Annotated in this window: 23 protein-coding genes; 9 read left to right on the forward strand and 14 right to left on the reverse strand. The window is 63.7% G+C overall.

Going from position 1 to position 19,099, the window contains the following annotated elements; translation table 11 throughout:
- Window position 1: 1 nt before the first annotated feature.
- The 13 genes from ACLD02_RS00345 to radC all read right to left on the reverse strand — a co-directional run bounded on the left by ACLD02_RS00345 (window position 2) and on the right by radC (window position 9,524).
- Window positions 2-274: a hypothetical protein gene (locus ACLD02_RS00345; RefSeq protein ID WP_410297666.1), complete on the reverse strand. Its 273-nt coding sequence runs from the start codon at window positions 272-274 to the stop codon at window positions 2-4.
- Entirely contained in the window at window positions 271-945 is a 675-nt protein-coding gene (locus ACLD02_RS00350) for a tetratricopeptide repeat protein (protein WP_410297667.1), read from the reverse strand. Before ACLD02_RS00350 ends, ACLD02_RS00345 begins: the two co-directional genes overlap by 4 nt.
- A gap of 18 nt (window positions 946-963) precedes the next feature.
- On the reverse strand, window positions 964-1,833 hold the full coding sequence (locus ACLD02_RS00355; protein WP_410297668.1) for a type II secretion system F family protein: 870 nt from the start codon (window positions 1,831-1,833) through the stop codon (window positions 964-966).
- The gene (locus ACLD02_RS00360) at window positions 1,826-2,743 is read right to left on the reverse strand and encodes a type II secretion system F family protein (RefSeq protein WP_410297669.1); all 918 of its coding nucleotides are present in this window, start codon (window positions 2,741-2,743) and stop codon (window positions 1,826-1,828) included. Before ACLD02_RS00360 ends, ACLD02_RS00355 begins: the two co-directional genes overlap by 8 nt.
- Window positions 2,736-3,902 carry an ATPase, T2SS/T4P/T4SS family gene (locus tag ACLD02_RS00365; RefSeq protein WP_203105494.1) on the reverse strand — a complete coding sequence of 389 codons (1,167 nt, stop codon included), beginning with the start codon at window positions 3,900-3,902 and terminating at the stop codon, window positions 2,736-2,738. The genes ACLD02_RS00360 and ACLD02_RS00365 overlap by 8 nt, the downstream gene beginning before the upstream one ends.
- A 3-nt stretch (window positions 3,903-3,905) precedes the next feature.
- Window positions 3,906-5,093, reverse strand: a complete 1,188-nt coding sequence (locus ACLD02_RS00370) for a CpaE family protein (protein WP_203105493.1) — start codon at window positions 5,091-5,093, stop codon at window positions 3,906-3,908.
- A 3-nt stretch (window positions 5,094-5,096) separates the two neighbouring features.
- Window positions 5,097-6,188, reverse strand: coding sequence for a type II and III secretion system protein family protein (locus tag ACLD02_RS00375; RefSeq protein WP_238401125.1), 1,092 nt, complete (start codon window positions 6,186-6,188; stop codon window positions 5,097-5,099).
- 67 nt (window positions 6,189-6,255) lie between these two features.
- Window positions 6,256-7,161: a Flp pilus assembly protein CpaB gene (gene cpaB / locus ACLD02_RS00380; protein ID WP_410297670.1), complete on the reverse strand. Its 906-nt coding sequence runs from the start codon at window positions 7,159-7,161 to the stop codon at window positions 6,256-6,258.
- A gap of 45 nt (window positions 7,162-7,206) precedes the next feature.
- On the reverse strand, window positions 7,207-7,650 hold the full coding sequence (locus ACLD02_RS00385; protein ID WP_410297671.1) for a TadE/TadG family type IV pilus assembly protein: 444 nt from the start codon (window positions 7,648-7,650) through the stop codon (window positions 7,207-7,209).
- Between the two features lie 18 nt (window positions 7,651-7,668).
- The gene (locus tag ACLD02_RS00390; protein ID WP_410297672.1) at window positions 7,669-7,908 is read right to left on the reverse strand and encodes a Flp family type IVb pilin; all 240 of its coding nucleotides are present in this window, start codon (window positions 7,906-7,908) and stop codon (window positions 7,669-7,671) included.
- 414 nt (window positions 7,909-8,322) lie between these two features.
- Window positions 8,323-8,490, reverse strand: coding sequence for a 50S ribosomal protein L33 (gene rpmG / locus ACLD02_RS00395; protein ID WP_138773780.1), 168 nt, complete (start codon window positions 8,488-8,490; stop codon window positions 8,323-8,325).
- A 20-nt stretch (window positions 8,491-8,510) separates the two neighbouring features.
- Window positions 8,511-8,747, reverse strand: a complete 237-nt coding sequence (rpmB, locus tag ACLD02_RS00400) for a 50S ribosomal protein L28 (protein WP_161382569.1) — start codon at window positions 8,745-8,747, stop codon at window positions 8,511-8,513.
- Window positions 8,748-8,846: 99 nt separating this feature from the next.
- Window positions 8,847-9,524, reverse strand: coding sequence for a RadC family protein (gene radC / locus ACLD02_RS00405; protein WP_203105488.1), 678 nt, complete (start codon window positions 9,522-9,524; stop codon window positions 8,847-8,849).
- A gap of 190 nt (window positions 9,525-9,714) precedes the next feature.
- Between radC and coaBC the strand changes: the two genes are divergently transcribed.
- Window positions 9,715-10,911 carry a bifunctional phosphopantothenoylcysteine decarboxylase/phosphopantothenate--cysteine ligase CoaBC gene (gene coaBC, locus ACLD02_RS00410; RefSeq protein ID WP_203105487.1) on the forward strand — a complete coding sequence of 399 codons (1,197 nt, stop codon included), beginning with the start codon at window positions 9,715-9,717 and terminating at the stop codon, window positions 10,909-10,911.
- 12 nt (window positions 10,912-10,923) lie between these two features.
- Here coaBC and ACLD02_RS00415 read toward each other — a convergent pair whose 3' ends face one another.
- Window positions 10,924-11,412 carry a MarR family winged helix-turn-helix transcriptional regulator gene (locus ACLD02_RS00415; protein WP_410297673.1) on the reverse strand — a complete coding sequence of 163 codons (489 nt, stop codon included), beginning with the start codon at window positions 11,410-11,412 and terminating at the stop codon, window positions 10,924-10,926.
- Between the two features lie 296 nt (window positions 11,413-11,708).
- Here ACLD02_RS00415 and ACLD02_RS00420 point away from each other — a divergent pair, with 296 nt between their 5' ends.
- From ACLD02_RS00420 to dut, 8 genes are all read left to right on the forward strand, one after another.
- Window positions 11,709-12,974: an amidohydrolase/deacetylase family metallohydrolase gene (locus ACLD02_RS00420; RefSeq protein WP_203105485.1), complete on the forward strand. Its 1,266-nt coding sequence runs from the start codon at window positions 11,709-11,711 to the stop codon at window positions 12,972-12,974.
- On the forward strand, window positions 12,971-14,059 hold the full coding sequence (locus ACLD02_RS00425; RefSeq protein ID WP_410297674.1) for a DUF1116 domain-containing protein: 1,089 nt from the start codon (window positions 12,971-12,973) through the stop codon (window positions 14,057-14,059). The genes ACLD02_RS00420 and ACLD02_RS00425 overlap by 4 nt, the downstream gene beginning before the upstream one ends.
- Complete coding sequence (locus ACLD02_RS00430) at window positions 14,056-14,823, forward strand: SDR family NAD(P)-dependent oxidoreductase (protein WP_410297675.1); 768 nt, start codon at window positions 14,056-14,058, stop codon at window positions 14,821-14,823. The genes ACLD02_RS00425 and ACLD02_RS00430 overlap by 4 nt, the downstream gene beginning before the upstream one ends.
- A 15-nt stretch (window positions 14,824-14,838) precedes the next feature.
- Window positions 14,839-15,810, forward strand: coding sequence for an isopenicillin N synthase family dioxygenase (locus tag ACLD02_RS00435; protein WP_203105482.1), 972 nt, complete (start codon window positions 14,839-14,841; stop codon window positions 15,808-15,810).
- 51 nt (window positions 15,811-15,861) lie between these two features.
- Window positions 15,862-16,896: an ABC transporter substrate-binding protein gene (locus tag ACLD02_RS00440; protein ID WP_203105481.1), complete on the forward strand. Its 1,035-nt coding sequence runs from the start codon at window positions 15,862-15,864 to the stop codon at window positions 16,894-16,896.
- A gap of 19 nt (window positions 16,897-16,915) precedes the next feature.
- Window positions 16,916-17,758 carry an ABC transporter ATP-binding protein gene (locus tag ACLD02_RS00445; protein WP_203105480.1) on the forward strand — a complete coding sequence of 281 codons (843 nt, stop codon included), beginning with the start codon at window positions 16,916-16,918 and terminating at the stop codon, window positions 17,756-17,758.
- Complete coding sequence (locus tag ACLD02_RS00450; protein WP_203105479.1) at window positions 17,755-18,525, forward strand: ABC transporter permease; 771 nt, start codon at window positions 17,755-17,757, stop codon at window positions 18,523-18,525. Before ACLD02_RS00445 ends, ACLD02_RS00450 begins: the two co-directional genes overlap by 4 nt.
- A 104-nt stretch (window positions 18,526-18,629) precedes the next feature.
- On the forward strand, window positions 18,630-19,082 hold the full coding sequence (gene dut / locus ACLD02_RS00455) for a dUTP diphosphatase (RefSeq protein ID WP_203105478.1): 453 nt from the start codon (window positions 18,630-18,632) through the stop codon (window positions 19,080-19,082).
- Window positions 19,083-19,099: the final 17 nt, after the last annotated feature.

Consider the following 19,099-nt stretch of genomic DNA (forward strand, 5'->3'; position numbering starts at 1 on the left):
TTTAGTTATCTTCTCGTGTTTGGTTGCCGAACGTCTCCGGAATCGGCGTACGGAAACTTTCCGCGAGGCGCTTCTGGGTATCGACATAGACGGGCACCGATATCTCACTGCGCTCCGCACGGGCGGAGCGGCGCTGTTGATCCAGCGCCCTGTCCGTGGCGGTCGGCGAGTGTTCCTTCACCACCACGCCAGCCAGCCCGTACTCGGGCGGCTCCGTTTCACCGGCCATGACCAGGGCCGGAATCATCATCAAGATCGCGATCCGGTATTTCATTGCACGCTCCTGAAAGTCGCCGCGAGACGCTCCGCGTAGGCGCGCTCCTTGGCATCGAAGTCGTATTCCTGGGTCATCCATTGCAGACCCGCCCAGTTCTCGGTGAGCAGGTAGGCCACCGCCAGATTCTGGCGAACCGGCCCCTGCCCGTCGCCCAGCTCCATGGCGGTGCGCAACTCGTAGGCGGCGGCGCCGTATTCGCCCACCATGAGAAGCACGTAGCCATAGTCATTGCGAACCTGCGCGGAGGCGGGCTTCAACTCGCGGGCCTGGCGCAGCTGATCCAGGGCCGCCATGACCTCGTCCTTTTTGAGCAGAACCATGCCCAGACCATGATGGCCCCGACCGCTACCACATTGCTCCACCAGGCCACTGAAGATCGTCTCGGCTTCGTCAAGCCGGCCCGTGGAGGCTTTCAGCTGGCCGTAGCGCACCCAGTGGCCGACCGTCGACAGCGGTCTTGCTTCCAGCTGAGCCAGAGCGGCGTGGTTGTGATCCCGGGCCATTAGCGTATCCACCCGGTCCAACTGGACCTGCTCTTCTGGCTGGATTTTATCGTTGCATGTCAGGTTATCGGGCGCATCCGCCCTGGCTCCCTCTGGAGCCGGGGGGTGGTAGGCGCAGCCGGTAGCGAGCAACGCCGCCGTTAACCCCACAATGAATGCTCGCATCCCTTCACTCCCTTCTCTTTAACGCGTTAAGGCTTCGCCGATGGAAATAACCGCCGGGCCGCCGATAAGGATGAACAGCGCCGGCAGCATGAAGGCCATCATGATGACGGTCATCTTCGCGCCTATCCGGTTGGTTTCCTCGCGGATGCGGTTCCGTTCGATTTTCTGTGATTCCTCGATGATCTGATCCAGGCTGTCAGAAACTCCGGCGCCAAGCTGACTACTCTGCTTCATCAATATGACATAGCTCCTCAGGACAGGAATACGCCGGTTCTCGCCCAGTTCCTCCAGGGCCTGGGTTCTCTCGGCCCCGGATTCCATGAGCCGATTAAAACGGTCAAGACGCAATGACAGCATCGGTATCATAGGGCGCCCCTGCACTGCGATAAGTCGCAATACCCGCTCCAAGGACAAGCCGGCCTCCATCAACATTCTCGTAAGGTGGCAAAGCTCCACCGCCTCAAGATTCTGTTTATCTTCAGCATTTCGACCCATGGAGCGAATAGCACGACGTGGCAACAGGAAAGCCAAAGCAGCCACGACCATAGCACCCAGAACCCCCATAAAAAGAAACCCGGTCACGATGATAAAAGCGGGAAGCAGCCAACAATAGAATAGATAGAGCATTTGGGCCTGCTCACGACTTCTACCTGTTGCCGCAAGCGCTTCACGAATTTCTCTGAAATCTTCCCGCGCAAGAGACGACTCGGTTAAGCGTGTCGCGATGCGCGTCAGCCAGAACGAAGAGGCTTCCCCTTCACTATCACCCGGATTTTTCAACCGGGTATGAATACGTGCCTTACGAGCCCATCGGGGCGTCATAAAAAAGGCCACCCACACAGATAACAGGGCCATGAGCAGCGCGGCGACGAACCATAAGCTAGTCACGCCCCACCCCCTGAATCATCCGCCATATCAATATCATGCCCAGGCCCTGAAGAGCGCCAGCAACGCCGAGCATCCAATGCCCCGTGGTCGTCTCAAGCAGAACCTCGGAATAGTTTTCGTTGATCAACATCATGTATGCCGCCAAACCCACAGGTAATAACGCGAACGCGGCGGCAGTAAATCGAATCTCGGCCGTAGCCGCCATAAACTCTCGACGAATTTCCTGCTGTGATCTGAGAGACTCGGAAACCTGCCTGAACACTGGTTGAATAGATGAGCCAAAGCGAGCCGCAGTGCGAAGAGCGATGGAAACCAATACCAATGACGGAACCCGATAGAGCCCCGCGAAGTCTTCAAAGAGTCCGGTGTAGTCCCGGCCGGATTCGACGGCACTGCGCAGTCTGAAATCCAGAGGCTCAAAAACCGGCGGCGCATCACGGAACGCCTCAACCAAAGCACTCTCCAGAGATCTGCCGGCACTCATGTAGCGCAATACGGAATCGATGATCCCGGGCAGTTCCTCATAGATACGGCGTCGTTGCTGCTGAAAGCGGAAGCGCCAGTACATCCATAGCATCACCGCCAACAAGCCGGCGGTAATCACGGCGACAAGCACGCCTTTCAGAGAGGCGACCACCGCCAGAAAGACCAGTATCAGAATACCCACCAACACCAACTGCTGGCGGGGTATCTGGATGTCGGCGCGCAACAATACCTGTTCCAGGGCGGTCAGCTTCACCCGGGCGACCGCGTCATCGCTCACGGGGGCCGCGTCGATCATACGGCGCTGCACATTCTCATTGAGCACGCGCCGCGACCGATAATGAAACCAGAGTGCCTGCACCGCCAGAACCAGCAGGGCCAGAACGGCCAGGGTCTGGGCGGCGGCGAGCAGGGCGACGCTATTCATGGTCCTGGCTCCGATAGAGATAATCCATGTGGTAGGCATCGGTTTCGGTGGGGCTCAGCGACACCACATCACTGACCATGCGCTTACCATCTGGCCGGCGCACCAACTGGATAATGATGTCCAGCGCCGAGCCGATCAGCCGGCCGATGGCCTTTTCGCTGGCGTCATAACCGCTGACCGCCAGCAACGTTTCAATTCGAACCAGGGCATCGCGGGTGCTGTTGGCGTGGATGGTACTCATGGAACCTTCGTGACCGGTGTTCATGGCCTGAAGCAATTCAATGATTTCCGCGGAACGGACTTCGCCGAGAATGATGCGGTCCGGGCGCATCCGCAGCGCATTGACGACCAGTTCCCGGGCGGTGATGCGGCCCTTTCCTTCGGTATTCGCGGGCCTGGTTTCCAGCCGCACCACGTGGGGGTGATGCAACACCAGCTCGGCGGAATCCTCGATGGTAAGAATGCGTTCCTGGCGGGGGATATGCTGGCTGATCAGGTTCAGCATGGTGGTCTTGCCGGTCCCCGTGCCGCCGCTGACGATGATATTGCGGCGCGATTCCACCGCCCGTATCAGCACCTCAAGGCATGCCTCGGTCATGGAGCCGCTGTTGATCAGCTCCCGGGCGGTAAGGTGGTTGCGGGTGAACTTCCGGATACTGATGGTGGGCCCGTCGAGCGCCAGCGGCGGGATGATCGCATTGACCCGGGAGCCGTCCGGCAGGCGGGCGTCGACCATCGGGCTGGCCTCATCCAGCCGCCGACCCAATGGCGCCAGCATGCGCCGGATCACCCGGATCACGTGCTCATCATTGATGAAGCGGGTGCGTGCCCGCTGCAGTACACCGGCGACTTCCACGAACACATCCTTCGGCCCGTTGACGAGAATGTCGTTGATGCTTTCGTCGGCGAGCAGTGGCTCCAGGGGACCATAGCCCACCACTTCGTTCAGCGTGTCCCGGGAGAGCTGATTGAGGTCGCGCGTGGACAGCGGCACCCGGTTCTGGGAAATAAACTGGCTCAGGTTGTGGTGCACGAACTCAGCAAGAGTATCGACCTTGGTGCGCCCTACCTCGATGCCCTCCTCGTCGAGCCGCTCAACCACCCAGCGGTGAGCACGCTCCTTGAGTTCCTGATATTCCTGATCAATACGACCGGGCACGGCTTAGCTCCCCAGAACACGCGTCAGCAAACCGCCCTTTCGCGATTTCTCCATTCCGCCGTCCAGGGCATCGAGTACCGCCCCGAGGTGGCGGCTGTAGGCACAACGTGGTGATTGTTCGAGAATCGGCCGGCCGGAGTTGATCGCCATCAACCGGTGGCGCCAGTCCATGGGCAGCGTGCCGGCCAGCGGCGCGCCCACCGTTTCACCCAGCTCCTCCAGATCCGGCGGCACCTTGCTGTCGTAGCCGTCGATGACCAGGCCGATTTCCGCATTGCGGCCCAGGTGCGAGCGCCAGTCCTGCACCAGGCCGCGAGCCGCGTGGGCCTGCTCCACCAGGGGCTGCATGGCGACCATGAGATGGCGCGTGTGTACACCCAGGGCGCGAATCCAGTAGTTGCTTTCCAGCACGCCCACGTTGATGACGATATGGTCGAACATCTGCATCAGCCGGTTCAGGGCGATGAACAGATCCGCGCTGCGATCTCCCTGAAAATCCTGTGTGCCGGCGCCGCCGGCGAGCAGCCTCAGGCCCGGGCGGTATTCCTCCAGGGCGGTGCCGATCAGGGTTTCGTCCAGGGTCTCCGGGCTGGTGATCAGGTTATCGAGGGTAAACTGGTTGCTGGCGTCGAGATAAAACACGCTTCGCTCGCCGGCCTGGGTATCAATCGCCAGACAGCGCCACTCCGGGTGGCGGCGGTTTATACCCAGAGCCAGGCTCTGGGTCAGGAAGCGGGTATCCACGGTCGGGTCCGCGCCGGCCACCAGGGTGAGGTTGTTTACCGCCGAACGGGTCTCGTCGCCATAATGACCGCTGCGCACCAATTGGTGCCGGCGCAGACGGTCACGGATTTCAGCGGCGTCGTTACCGGCCAGAAAACAGTCGCGGGCACCGGCACGCATGCTTTGCAGCAGCAGCTCCTGATTGGCATAGCCGCATACGGTGATCACCGTTACCCAGGGGCGCGCGCTGGTGAGGGCGGTGATGATGGCCAGGGACTGGTCCAGGTCTTCCTCGTTGACTTCGACCAGCACCAGATGGGCGGTGGTCGCTTCCAGCAGGCGCAGAACCCGGGTCATATCTCCACGGCTGACGAATTCGAGCCGGAACGGCTCCTCGACGCTTCGTTCCAGCCAGGCTTTGATGCCCGGATCATCGACCACGGACAGGACAATATCGTTATCGCTCATGGCTCACCAGCTCACTCCGTGACGAATGGGTTGCGAACCGCGCCGCGGTTCCGTGGCCATGTCCAGCCACCCGGTGCTGCTTTCGTGATAGGCGCCACCGGGCAGGGTGACCGGAGGACGGCCGGCCTTGCGCGGCGTCACCAGGTGCGGTGTGACCACCATGACGAGTTCCTTATCGTCGCGGGAAATGCGGCTGGAGCGGAAGAACGCGCCCAGCACCGGGATGTTGCCCAGGCCCGGGATGCGATCACTGTTATTAACCGTGCTCCGGCTCACCAGCCCACTGATGATGAAGGTCTCTCCGGGCGCCAGGGAGACCGTGGTCTCCGCGCGCCGCACGCGCAGGCCGGGCACCGCCACGCCACCGGTTTCCACGCCGGCGGAGTAATCCAACTCGCTGACCTCGGGTGCCACCTTGAGAATAATCTGTTCCCCGCTGATTACCGTGGGAGTCAGGCTGAGGCCGACACCGAACTCCTTGTACTCAACCTGGATGCCATCGTTGGAGCTGCGGGTCGGCACCGGAAACTCACCACCGGAAAGAAAGGAAGCGCTTTGGCCACTGAGGCTGGTGAGCGAGGGCTCCGCCAACGTGTAGGCGAAACCGCCACCTTCGAGAGCGTTGATGATGGTCAGGGAATTGCTGCCAAAACCAAACAGGTTGAAGCCATCCGCGTTGATCGGCGCCTGGGCGCCCCCCGGGCCCGAAAAGCCCCGATAGCTGGTGCCCGGCGGGGCGATGCCAATGGCGGAGTCGCCGCCGTCAAACAGGTTGGCGTAGTAAACGCCCAGGCTGTTGAGCTCCGAGCGGCTTACTTCCAGCACACGGATATCGGTTTGTACCTGGGTTCCGAACGGCAAACTGCCGCCCAGAGTCGTGGCCACCGCCACGCTGCTGCGCAGGGGCGCCTGGCGATCACGGACCCAGATGGTCAGTTCGGCGGAGCCCTCCTGGATGGCGGTCAACAGGACTTCGCGGTCGCCGCTCACCGTCAGTCTGGCGACCTCCGGGTTCGATGTGGCCACCTTGGTGATCGGCCCCGGGAAGGTCAGGACTTTCTGATCGCCGGGGGCGAGCCTGGTAGAGCTTCCCATGGGTTCCGCCAGAACAGCCACCGACCAGCACAACGCCAGTACGGCAACGAAAGCGGATCTGCATCGCCTAGCGAACATAGGTGCTCCTTGATTCAGCTCCCTCGAACACCTGAACACGGCGCCCCGGCGAAGCACGCGGCGCCGGTGCCCGCGCCTTGGGCGGCTCCGGGAAGAAGTCCTCGAAATAGAAAGGTTCGGCTTTGTCTTCGGTGTCGTTCATCGCCACCGAGGTAGCGCGCCGATCATCGGCGGCCGGGCCTTGTTCAGGAGTGGGTTGTGACGCCGGCCCCTCGTCCTGGCCACCGACCACGGCGAGGCGGAGCTTCCCTTCGGAGGAAGCCAGCATCAGCGCGGAGACTCTCGCCTCCGGCACCGACAGCACCACGGTGTCGTTGCGGCGATTGTTGTCGTCGTCGCTGTCGACATTGTTCATCACGCCACGCACCGCCAGCACCTCGATGCGCTTGAGCATCACCAGAGCCACCGGCGCGTCCTTGTCGGAACGACGGAAAGCGGTAATCACGTCAACACGGTCGCCGGGCCTCAGCAGCCCCCCGGCCACGGTGACATTGTCCACGGGAATGGCGATGGCGCGATGCCCCGGAGGCAGACTGGCGGGCAAGGAGCCCCCGGCTTCAAGATGATGGGCGGTCAGCAATTCCCCGGCGCGAACGGTGCTTCGCACCTGCTGACCATCAATGGACTGAGCCGCGCTCAGCGCCCCGGTGATGGGCGTATCGGCGGCGACCACCGCCAGCTTGTCGGCGGTGAGCGTTTGCCCCGCTTCAAGAGGCTCGCGCACCACCCAGTACCGATGGGCCGGCGCCTCTTTCACCGTGGCTACCTCCGTCGCCGGCGCCTTGCGCCCGGCGGAGGCCGGCTCCGGCTCCCGGCTCAACCCCACCAGGGCCAGAATCAGGGCCAGCAACGCCAGCAGTAATGCCGGCAGGGTATACAACAGTTTCGATCCCATAACCCCTCCAGAACATCCCTGTTTTGGCAACTTATTGAGAAGAGGTCAGAAAGCCGCGTGCGCCTCCGCCGTCAAGGTATCCGGCAGGGGAGGAAAAGTACCAAGCATGCCGAAGCTCATAACCGGCACGATCGGTTTGGCCTTGTAGTTATAGGTCAAAGTACACCGGAGCATTTCCACTCCCCCGATGGTCTCCACCCCACAGGCATCCTCTCCCGGAGACATGCTCTTTAATGGCTCAGGCTGCTGTTGAAGCAAACCGAGCAATACAGCCCGGGCACGACTCTCCACTTGATTTTGCAAATCCGAGGCGGCGTACGCAGAGCGATCCACATAAAGTGCCGTGGATACTGATCGGTCCACCACATTCTGCAATCGGTACTGGCTGAAGAATACAATCCCGTATATGGCAGCGGCATAAAGCATCGCCACCACAAACGGAAACAGCATCAGGAACTCCAGCGCGACCGCCCCGATTTGCCGGCGCATAACGCCTTTCTCCCTATCTCAGGAGCCGCCTACGCCCTGGGCAGTCGAGAACAGACTGGAGAAGGCGTCGGATAAGGGGTTGGATTCCCCTCCGAAGACGGTAGCAAGAACACCAACGATCACAATAATCGCGGCAGCCAGCACAATATATTCGAGGGCACTGGCACCACGCTGTTTGTCGGCACGGGTAGGCGCGACGGAGTACAGACGGGCCGCCAGTTTCTGAGTAGTGAGTCGAATGTTAGTGATCGCTTTCATAGTGAGCTCTCCGTGGCACTTTGTTGTGGAATCAGTAACGAATCCTTTCCCGATAGTAGACATTCTGTGAGCGTGATCACAATGACTGAATTTGCCATGATTTTTTGTCTCCCCCACTAAATCAATGAGTTAGCTGATATGGCCGGATGATAAGTGGCACCGTGAGAGCGACGACCGGTGGGTACCCGTCCCAAATTACCGGACATCAAGCGCTCGACGACACACCCTCGCCGGCCTCACGTTCGTACCAATATGGCGAAATGGTGGGCGTTTCGGAAGATATTCTTTGTATTGTTATGAAATTTTTTGTTTCTTGGAATTTTTATGACAGAGGTCGGTTTTCCAGGCACACAAAAAACCCGACGTAGTGTGAACCACGTCGGGTTTTTTGTTGCCCCTTGCCAGGCGGGAAGCTTACTTAATCTTCGCTTCCTTGTAGATCACGTGCTTACGCACCACCGGATCGAACTTCTTGGTCTCCATCTTTTCGGGATGCAGACGCTTGTTCTTGGTGGTGGTGTAAAAGTGACCCGTGCCCTCGGAGGACACCAGACGGATCTTTTCGCGAATCGGACCTGCCATGATTCAGTTCCTCCCGGCCTTTAAACCCGCGCGCCGCGGGCGCGGATATCGGCCAGCACGCTGTCGATACCCTTCTTGTCGATGATGCGCATCCCTTTGGAGGACACACGCAGACGCACGAAGCGCTTTTCGCTTTCCACCCAGAAACGGTGGTAGTGGAGGTTCGGCTCGAAGCGGCGTTTGGTCTTGATGTTCGAGTGGGACACATTGTGACCCGTTACCGGCCGCTTGCCGGTCACCTGGCAAACCTTGGACATGATTCTTGCTCCCGTGAAACATACTTTGGGGCGGGGCAGCCCCGGAAAAGGCGCGTTTTATACCATCCCATTGGCCGTTGTTCAAGCAAAGAGTGGCGTTCAGACCCAACCGCGCCGGCTGAAGGACTCCCAATGGCCGTCGCCGATCACCAGATGATCCAGCACCCGCACGTCCACCAGATCCAGCGCCTTGCGCAGCCGGTCGGTGACGTCGCGGTCCGCCTGGCTGGGCTCGGCCACCCCGGACGGGTGGTTGTGCGCCACGATCACGCTGGCCGCGTTGTATTCCAGAGCCCGCCGCACCACCTCCCGGGGATAGACCGCGGCGCCATCAACGGTGCCGTAGAACATTTTCTCGAAACCGATCACCCGGTGCTTGTTGTCCAGGAACAGGACGGCGAACACCTCGCGGGGCTCACCGCGCAACTCCGCGGTCAACAGACGCGCCGCCGGTTCCGGATTATCCAGGCTGAAGCCGCGCTCAAGCTCCTCCGCCAGATAGCGCCGGCCCATCTCCAGGGACGCCAGCAACAGCGCCCGGCGCCCCACGGAAGCCAGCCCGGGCAGCCGCGCCATCCGGGACGGCGGCAGGTCCAACAGTTTGCGCAGCCCGCCGGCGCGGTGCAGCAGCCCCCGCCCCACATCCACCGCGGTGCGCCCGCGGCTGCCGGTGCGCAAAAAAATCGCCAATAATTCCGCGTCGCTCAGGGCCGACGCCCCGCGCGCCAGAAGTTTCTCCCTCGGCCGCTCGTCCTCGGGCCAGTCGCTGATCGCCATTGTCCACCTCCTTGGACCGTGACCGCCCACCCGGCCACGGCATCACTACGCTTGGTCATACCTTGGTGCTACCCTAGGCCCCCTCTGAGAGTCACCACCCCATTACACCAAGCCACCCACGGACCCTGGCAGACGACATCGGCTCCGAATCGTGTCAGCCAAATCCCAAAACACTGTACGGAATAACAGTATGCAGCGACTGGTCAACAAGCGAATCCTCCTCGGCGTGACCGGCGGCATCGCCGCCTACAAAGCCGCCGAACTGGTCCGCCGACTGCAGGATGCCGGCGCCGAAGTGCGCGTGGTGATGACCCAGGGCGCCTGTGAGTTCATCACCCCCCTGACCATGCAGGCCCTGTCCGGCCACCCGGTGCATACCGATTTGCTCGACCCGCGCGCCGAAGCCGCCATGGGCCACATCGAACTGGCCCGCTGGGCGGACCTGGTGCTGATCGCCCCGGCCTCCGCCAACTTCCTGGCGCGCCTGGCCTACGGCCACGGCAACGATCTGCTCAGCACCCTGTGCCTGGCCACCGGCGCGCCCATCGCCGTGGCGCCGGCCATGAACCAGCAGATGTGGGCGGACGCCGCCACCCAGAAGAACCAACTGATTCTCCAGGAAAAGGGCATTCATATATTCGGCCCCGGTGATGGCAGCCAGGCCTGCGGCGAAGTGGGTCCGGGCCGCATGCAGGACCCGGAAACGATCATCCACCAGGCGGCGGACGTGTTTGACTACGACCTGCTCACCGGCCGCCATGTGGTGATCACCGCCGGTCCCACCCGGGAGCCAATCGACCCGGTGCGCTACCTGACCAACAAAAGCTCCGGCAAGATGGGCTTCGCCCTGGCGGCGGCCGCCGCCGAGGCCGGCGCCCGCGTGACCCTGATCGCCGGGCCGGTGTCGCTGCCCACCCCCAACCGGGTACGGCGGATCGACGTGGTACGCGCCGAGGAAATGCACCAGGCGAGCCTGGACGCGGTGGAAGACGGTTGCGACATCTTCATCGCCACCGCCGCGGTGGCGGACTACCGCCCCACGGTCACCGCCGATCACAAGATCAAGAAGTCCACCGAGGAAATTCACCTGACCCTGGTGAAGAATCCGGACATCATCGCCGCGGTAGCCAGCCACGCGAAACGCCCCTTCACGGTGGGCTTCGCCGCCGAAACCCAGGACGTGATCCAGTACGCTCAGGGCAAGCTGGAAAACAAGAACCTGGACATGATCGCCACCAACGACGTCTCCGGCAGCGACGTGGGCTTCAACAGCGACAACAATGCCCTGACCGTGATCTGGCCCAATGGCCACAAGGTGTTGCCGCTGGCTTCCAAGGCGCAGATCGCCAAGCAGTTGATCGAGCTGATCGCCATCCGTCAGGGCTGAGGCATGCCCCGCTCAGGACATCCGGAACGGCGCCTTGCCTTTATCGTTGTTGGCCTCCACCAGCCGCACCAGCTGTGACAACAAGGCCGCCCGCTCCGGCTCCGGCAGGGCCTCGATGGTGCGGTCGTGGGCGCGCTGCGCCGCCGCGTCCACCCGCTTGACCAGAGCCCGCCCCTTGCGCTCCAGCTTCACCAGCTTAACCCGCCGGTCACTTTCGCTGCGCCGGCGCGACACCAGTTCACGGGCTTCAAGGCGGTGGATCACCTCCGCCACGCTGGTCCGTTCCAGACCGATCTCCGTGGCCAGGCCCACCTGATCCAGTTCACCGCGATCCGCCAGTGTGGTCAGCAGGCTGTACTGAACCGGCGTGATATTGAAATCCCGCGTCTCTTCCAGAAACAACGCGCAGTGAATCTGATGCAGGCGGCGAATCAGGAAACCGGGTCGGTCCAGCAGCGAGGACCGGGGAGCATTCGCGGGCGGCGATTGTGAAGCGTCCATCAACATTCCTTTTGCAAGGTTCGGTGCGTCCGGGCCTATTGCACCCTAGCCAGGGCAGCCGCGCAACAAGCGCCGGCCCGGTGCATTTAAATAAGTGGTATGCCCCTTAATGCGACACTCGTATACTCGCCGTCCCACCATATAAGAGGCATACCACTCATATAGATCAATAATTGCCCACCAAAAACTCATTTATTTTCAATGGATTACATTACCCCTGAATAAATTTTCCGCGCCCTTGGCATATCCATTGCAGCAGACGCCGTATCACAAGGACCAAAAGGACAGCGCAAACAATGGCGGATCTGCTGATCAAAGGCGGGCATGTGATCGACCCCGCCCAGAACATCGACGCCCCCCGGGACATACTGGTCACCGACGGACGCATCGAGGCCGTGGTAGCCCCCGGCACGGTCGCCGCGCCGGGGGCGGACGTTATCGACGCCAGCGGCAAACTGGTGATCCCCGGCATGATCGACACTCATGCCCACGTATTTCAGTACGTGACCGGTCGCTTCGGGCTCAACCCGGATCTGTGCGGGGTTCGCTCCGGCGTCACCACCCTGATCGACCAGGGCGGCCCGTCGTGCATGACCCTGCCGGCGTTCCGGGAGCACATCGCCGGAGGCCACCACTCACGGACCTTCGCGTTTCTTTCCACCTATCTGGTCGGCGGTCTGGAAGGCCATTACTACCCCTCGCTGTACAAGCCCGATTGCGTGGACGTGGAAGCGACCGTTACCTCGGCGCTGGCCAACGCGGACCTGGTAAAGGGCTTCAAGGCCCACGCGGAAATCGGCGGTATGTCACGCTGGGGGCTGGATGTGATGCGCCAGTGCGCCGAAATCGGCAAACGGGCCGGTCTGCCGCTGTACATCCACTTCGGCCAGCTCTGGCCATTGCCCGAGGACAAACACCCCATCGACCCGGATTCGGTGCTCCGCGACGTAGTGCCGCTGCTCAAACCCGGTGACATTCTGGCCCACCCGTTCACCCGCCACCCCGGCGGCTTCGTGAATAGCGAGGGCAGGGTGCACCCGATGGTTCGCGAGGCCCTGGAGCGGGGCCTGAAGGTGGACGTCGGGCATGGCTCGCACTTCAGTTTCAAGATGGCCCGCATCGCGCTGGACGCGGGCATCGTGCCGCACACCCTGGGCGCCGACATGCACGGCTACAACACCCATGTGCCGCACCCCGCGGGCACTCCGGAGGAGCACACCGACAAGGAACACATGTTCTTTGGTAAGCAGCGCTTCTCCCTGGCTTCGGCGATGACCTCCATGCTGGCCCTGGGCCTGCCCCTGATGGAGGTGGTGAAGATGGTCACCACCAATGTGGTGGCGAATTTCGGCCTGCCGGACGAGCTGGGCTCCCTGACCCCGGGCAACCCGGCGGACATCAGCGTGCTGAACGATCACCGCGGGCGCTTCTCATTGCGCGACAACGAGGACACCGTGGTGGCTGCGGACCGGCTGCTGAGTCCGGCGTTCTGCCTGGTCGATGGCGTGCGCCATGACGCCGACGCTCCGATCCTGCCGGACCTGACGAGGAACGCGGTATGACACCCGCCACCCTCGCCGCGCCCTTCGCCGGCGCCTTCTGGCATGATCTGGTGACACGCCGTCAGGCGCTGCCGGATCTGCCCGAACGCACCCTGCTGCATGCCGGCCCGCCACTGCGCGGCGCCGTACCCACCGCCGTGCGCAACGCGGCGGTGGTGGCCGCTCTGTTCGAGGGGCTGGCCGGCAGCTCCGCCGAGGCTCTGGAACTGCTCAAACAGGGCCACCTGACCCTGGCCCCGGCCCAGGACCATGGCGTGGTGACCCCGCTGGCCCAGGTGGTCAGCGCCAGCATGCCGTTGATCGCGGTGGGCGAGGGCGCCGCCACCCGTTATGCCCCCCTGGTGGAAGGGCCGCCGCCAGCGGCACGGTTCGGCACCCTGAGCACGGACGGCGCCGCCCGTTTCCGCCATCTGGCACGGCTGGCCGCCGACCATCTGGCGCCGGCGGTACGCGCCCGCCCCCTGGCCGTGGAACCGGTAGTGACCGAGGCGCTTGCCGAGGGCGACGACTGCCACTCCCGTACCGGCGCGTTGACGCGGGCCTTGCTGGACCGGTTGCCCGGCCTGCCGGAGGCGATCCGCGCGGAGCTGGCCAATAACGCCTCCTTCGCGCTGACACCGCTAATGGCCGCCGCCGCCTGGCGGCTCCACGACGCGCCGATTACCGCCATCGGCGGCAACGGGGTGGATTTCGGCCTGCGCGCGCGTGGCGCCAGCCAATGGCGCACGGCGCCGGCGACACCGCCCCGCGGCACCCTGCTGCCCGGCGCCGACGAAGCCAATGCCCTCGGCGCCATTGGCGACAGCGCGGTCATTGACGCCTGCGGCCTCGGCGGTCAGGCACTGGGCCTCGCGCCGACTCTGCTCAAGGAATGGGCCGACAGCCTGCCCGACTACGCGGCGCGACGCCGGCCCCTGTTCGAGCCCGCCAGCGGCACCCTGGACCCGGAAAGGATTCTCGCCGATGGCCGCCCTCCCATCATCAACCTGGCGATTCTCGGTCGCGACGAGGCCTCCGGCCTGATTGGCCGGGGTTTCCATCTGCCCCCGCTCAGCCTGTTCGACCTGCCGGAGACCGTCTCATGAATCTGGAAACGACCCTGGCCGGGCGCGTCGCCGTGGTCACCGGCGGCGCCCTGGGCATCGGCTTCGCCGCCGCCGAGCGCCTGGCCCGACGCGGCGCCAGCGTGATCATCGCCGACCGCGACGGCGCCGAGCAGGCCGCCACGCGGCTCCGCGACCAGGGCCTGGCCGTCGAGGGCCTGGCGGTGGACGTGGCCTCGGAAGCGGATACCGCCATGCTGGCCCGCACCGTCACCGACCGTCATGGCCGCCTGGACATCGTGCTCAACAACGCCGGCATTTATTCATCACTGAAGCCGGCGCCGTTTGAAACCCTGGAGCCGGAAGAATGGCGCCGCGTATTCGGCGTCAACGTGATCGGCATCTTCCTGATCTGCCGGGCTCTGCTGCCTCTGCTCAAGGCCAGCGACCATGCCCGCGTCATCAATATCGCTTCCGGGGTGGCCTTCAAGGGCAACCCCTGGATGGCCCATTACGTGGCCAGCAAGGGGGCGGTTATTTCCCTGACCCGGGCGCTGGCCACCGAGCTGGGCGCCCATGGCATCACCGTCAACGCGGTGGCGCCGGGCTTCACGCTCAGCGATGGCGTGCACGGCAACCCGGAGCTGGTGGACGGCGTCAAGGAACCGTCCCTGCGCAACCGGGTACTGGCCCGCGACATGCTGCCCGCCGACCTGGTGGGCGCCATCGAGTTCTTCGCCGGCGATCCGTCCGCCTTCATTACCGGCCAGACGCTGGTGGTGGACGGCGGCGCCTACTTCCACTGACCCCGAGGCCTTCCCATGACCGCCACCATTCCCGTTATTGATCTGGCCCCGGCACTCGAAGGCGACCCCGAGGCGCGCCTGCGCGTGGCCCGGGAGATCGATGCCGCCTGCACCCGGGTGGGTTTTTTCACCATTCGCGGCCACGGCGTGCCGCTGGCGGTGATCGACCGTCTGCGCGAACAGGCCAGCGCCTTTTTCAACCTGCCGCTGGACGAGAAGTTGCGCGCCCAGCCGGATGACGTTTCGGTGCCACGGGGCTACCGCGCCATCGGCTTCGAGGCGCTGTCCTACGGCAACACCATCGAGACCCCGCCGGACCTGAAGGAGTACTACCACTTCGGTCGCCCGGACTGGCCGGACGAGCCCTATTACACCAGCGACCAGGGGCAACGTTTCTTCGTGCCCAACCGCTGGCCGGCGCGGCCCGCGGCGTTTGCCGAGGCCGCCGCCGACTACTACCGGCGGGTGGAAAAACTGGCCGAACAACTGATGGCGCTGACCGCCCTGGCGCTGGGCCTGGACGAGGATTTCTTCGCCGACAAGATCGATCGCCATATCACCGCCATGCGCATCAATTTCTATCCGGAGCAGAAAGAAGCCCCGGAACCGGGACAACTGCGTGCCGGCGAACACACCGACTACGGCCTGCTCACCATTCTCAACGGCGAGAACAAGCCCGGTGGCCTGCAGGTTCAGGTGCGCGACGGCGAGTGGATTCCGGTGGAAACGGCGCCGGACACCTTCGTGGTCAACATCGGCGATCTGCTGATGCGCTGGACCAATGACCGCTGGGTTTCCAACGTGCACCGGGTGGTGAATCCCCCGGCCAGCGCCGCCTCCATGTCGCAACGCATTTCCATTGGCTTTTTCCACCACCCCAACTACGACGCCCTGATTGAAAGCGTGGCGGCGCCGGGGGAAGCCAAGTATCCGCCGGTTCTGTCCGGCGAGTACCGCGACGAAAAATACCGGGTGACCCGCAGCTGATAACGCGGCACTCCGATGATTTCTTTTTTCCCACAAGAGGGTATACGCAGCATGACTTCCACCAAGGTTCTTCACGCTCTGCGCGCGCTGGGGTTCGCCGGCGCCTTGTCCGCCGGCCTGGCCGTGGCCGGCGCCCACGCCGCCGATCTGCGCTTCGCCGCCGACTGGGCGTTCCAGGGTCCCCAGGCTCCATTCCTGTTGCCCCACGAGAACGGCTGCTATGACGAGGCCGGCCTGGACGTGGTCACCGACCGGGGCTTCGGTTCCGGCGACACCATCACCAAGGTCAGCACCGGCGCCTATGACATCGGCTTCGCCGACATCAACGCCATGCTGGAATTCAACACCCGCAATCCGGATGACGCCCTGATCGCCATCTTCGTGATTTACGACGGCTCACCGCTGTCGATCATTACCCGCAAGGACACCGGCGTCGAAAAACCGGCGGACCTGGTGGGCAAATCCATCGCCGCGCCACCGGGGGATGCATCCCGGCGCCTGTTCGGCCTGCTCGCCAAGGCCAACGGCTTCGACGAAGACTCGGTGAACTGGAAAAGCGTCTCGCCGGAACTGCGCGAGAGCACCCTGGCCCGCAAGCAGGCCGACGCCATCGCCGGCCACGCCTTCACCGGCTATATCGGCGCCAAGGCCGCCGGCGTGCCCGAGGATCAACTGGTGGTGATGCGTTACGCGGAAAACGGCGTGCCCCTGTACGGCAGCTCCCTGGTGACCCGCCCCGGGTTCGCCGAGGAACATCCGGAAGCGGTGAAGAAGTTCATCGGCTGCGTGGCGCAGGCGTTCATGGAAAGCGCCCGGGACCCGGAAGGCACCATCGAGGTGCTCGCCAAGAAGGACCCGCTCACCGACAAGACCGTGGAGCAGGAGCGCCTGCAGTTGTCCCTGGACTGGTCCGTGGCCACGCCCTGGGTGGTTGAGCACGGCATGAGCAACGTGGACGCCAAACGGCTGGCGGACACCACCCGTGGCGCCGCCCAGGCGCTGGGCATCGCGGTGCCGGCGCCGGACACCGTCTATACCGACGCCTACCTGCCGCCCCGCGACACCCTGAAATGGTCCGCCGAGTAATCGCATGGGATATCCAGCCATGGTCAATACGCTCCCGCCGACGCCGGAGGAACCGGCGTCGGGCGGCCAGCGTCCGTTCGTCGAGCTCACCGACGTCAGCCTCACCTACGGCGACTTCGGCGAAGGGCTGCTGGCCCTCAAGGATTTCAACCTTTCCGTGGGCCAGGGCGAATTCTGCGCGCTGGTGGGCCCTTCCGGCTGCGGCAAGTCGACCACGCTGAAACTGGTGAGCGGGTTGCGCCAGCCGGATGCCGGCGGCGTTATCGTCGCCGGCAAGGAGGTCAGCAAGCCGCTGAAGATCGTCGGCATGGCGTTCCAGAACCCGACGCTGCTGCCCTGGCGCACGTCCCTGGACAATGTGCTGTTGCCGCTGGAAATCGTCGACCCCCACCGGCGCCGTTTTCGCAAGGAGCGCGCGCGTCATGTGGAACGGGCAATGGCGCTGTTCGACAAGGTCGGCCTCAAGGACGTGGCCGACCGCTTCCCCTGGCAGCTCTCCGGCGGCATGCAGCAGCGGGTATCGCTGTGCCGCTCGCTGATTCACGAGCCGGACCTGCTGCTGCTCGATGAGCCGTTCGGGGCGCTCGATGCCTTCACCCGGGAGGACCTGTGGGACACCGTGAAAGCGCTTTGGGAGGAACGGAAGTTCACTACCCTGCTGATCACCCATGACCTCACCGAGTCGGTGTACATGGCCGAGACCGTGCACGTGTTGTCCGCGCGCCCGGGCCGGGTGATTCATTCACAGCGCATTCCCGCCCACCTGCGACGCACTCGCGAGGATCGCTTCTCGCCGGCGTTCGCCGACACCGTCCATCGGCTCCGCCAGCACGTGGGCCACGCCCAGGAGAACCCATCATGAACCGACGCAAACTGCGCCAGGCGATGAGCCCCTGGATCACCGCCGGCGGCTTCTTCGCGGTCTGGGAAGTGGCCTGCCTGGCGTTTGATATCCCGCAATCGATCCTGCCGTCGCCCACCGACTCGGTGAAGGCGGGCATCGAGTTCTGGCCGGTGATTCTGTCCGCCTCGATGCAGACGCTTTACACCACCCTGGTGGGCTTCTTCATCGCTCTGGTGGTGGGCGTGGCCCTGGGCGCCCTGGTGGGCTCCAGCCAGGCCATGTACCGGGCCACCAACCCGCTGCTGATCGGCTTCAACTCAGTGCCCAAGGTGGCCATGGTGCCGGTGCTGGTGATGTGGTTCGGCATCGGCTCGGTGCCGGCGATTCTTACCGCCTTCCTGACCGCGTTCTTTCCGATCCTCGCCAACGTGGCCACCGGCATCGCCACCCTGGAACCGGAACTGGCGGATGTATTGCGTTCGCTGGGCGCGAAACGCGGTGTGATTCTGCGCAAGGTGGGCCTGCCCCGGGCACTGCCCTATCTGTTCGCCTCGTTGAAGGTGGCCATCTCGCTGGCGTTCGTCGGCTCGGTGATCGCCGAGATGGTGGCCAGCGATGGCGGTATCGGCTACCTGCTGCTGACCGCCAGTTCCTCGTTCCGGGTACCGTTGGTGTTCGCGGCGCTGCTGGTGGTGGGGGTGCTCGGTATCCTGATGTACGTGATCGCCGACCTGATCGAACGGCGCTCCACCCGCTGGGCGACCCGGGGCGGCGGCTCCCTGTGAGCCGCCCCTCGCCGGCGGGGCTTCCCCCTTGGTCGGACTCTGCAAAGGATGGCACCCGGTGTTAAAGTAACGGCCCGAATGGCCCGAACGGAGAGCCCGACACCGTGGAACTGCAATACCGCCTTCTCGACCCGCGCCTGGGCGACCAATTCCCATTGCCCGCCTACGCCACCGACGGCTCCGCGGGCCTGGATCTGCGCGCCATGGTCGAGGCGCCACTCACTCTCAACCCCGGTGACACGACCCTGCTGCCCACCGGCCTCGCCATCCATATCTCCGACCCGGCCTACGCCGGCCTGATCCTGCCGCGCTCCGGGCTTGGCCATAAGCACGGCATCGTGCTCGGCAACCTGGTGGGGCTGATCGACTCCGATTACCAGGGCCAGTTGATGGTGTCGTGCTGGAACCGGGGGCAAGCTCCGTTCACCGTGGAACCCGGTGAGCGGATCGCGCAACTGGTGGTGGTGCCGGTCATGCAGGTGGCACTGCGTCAGGTGGAAAGTTTCGAAGACAGTGAACGGGGTGAGGGCGGTTTCGGTCACAGCGGCCGCCATTAAGGTGAACGACAATGGGC

This window comes from Alloalcanivorax sp. C16-2, assembly GCF_046507615.1.
In the GTDB taxonomy this organism is placed as follows: Bacteria; Pseudomonadota; Gammaproteobacteria; order Pseudomonadales; family Alcanivoracaceae; genus Alloalcanivorax; species Alloalcanivorax marinus_A.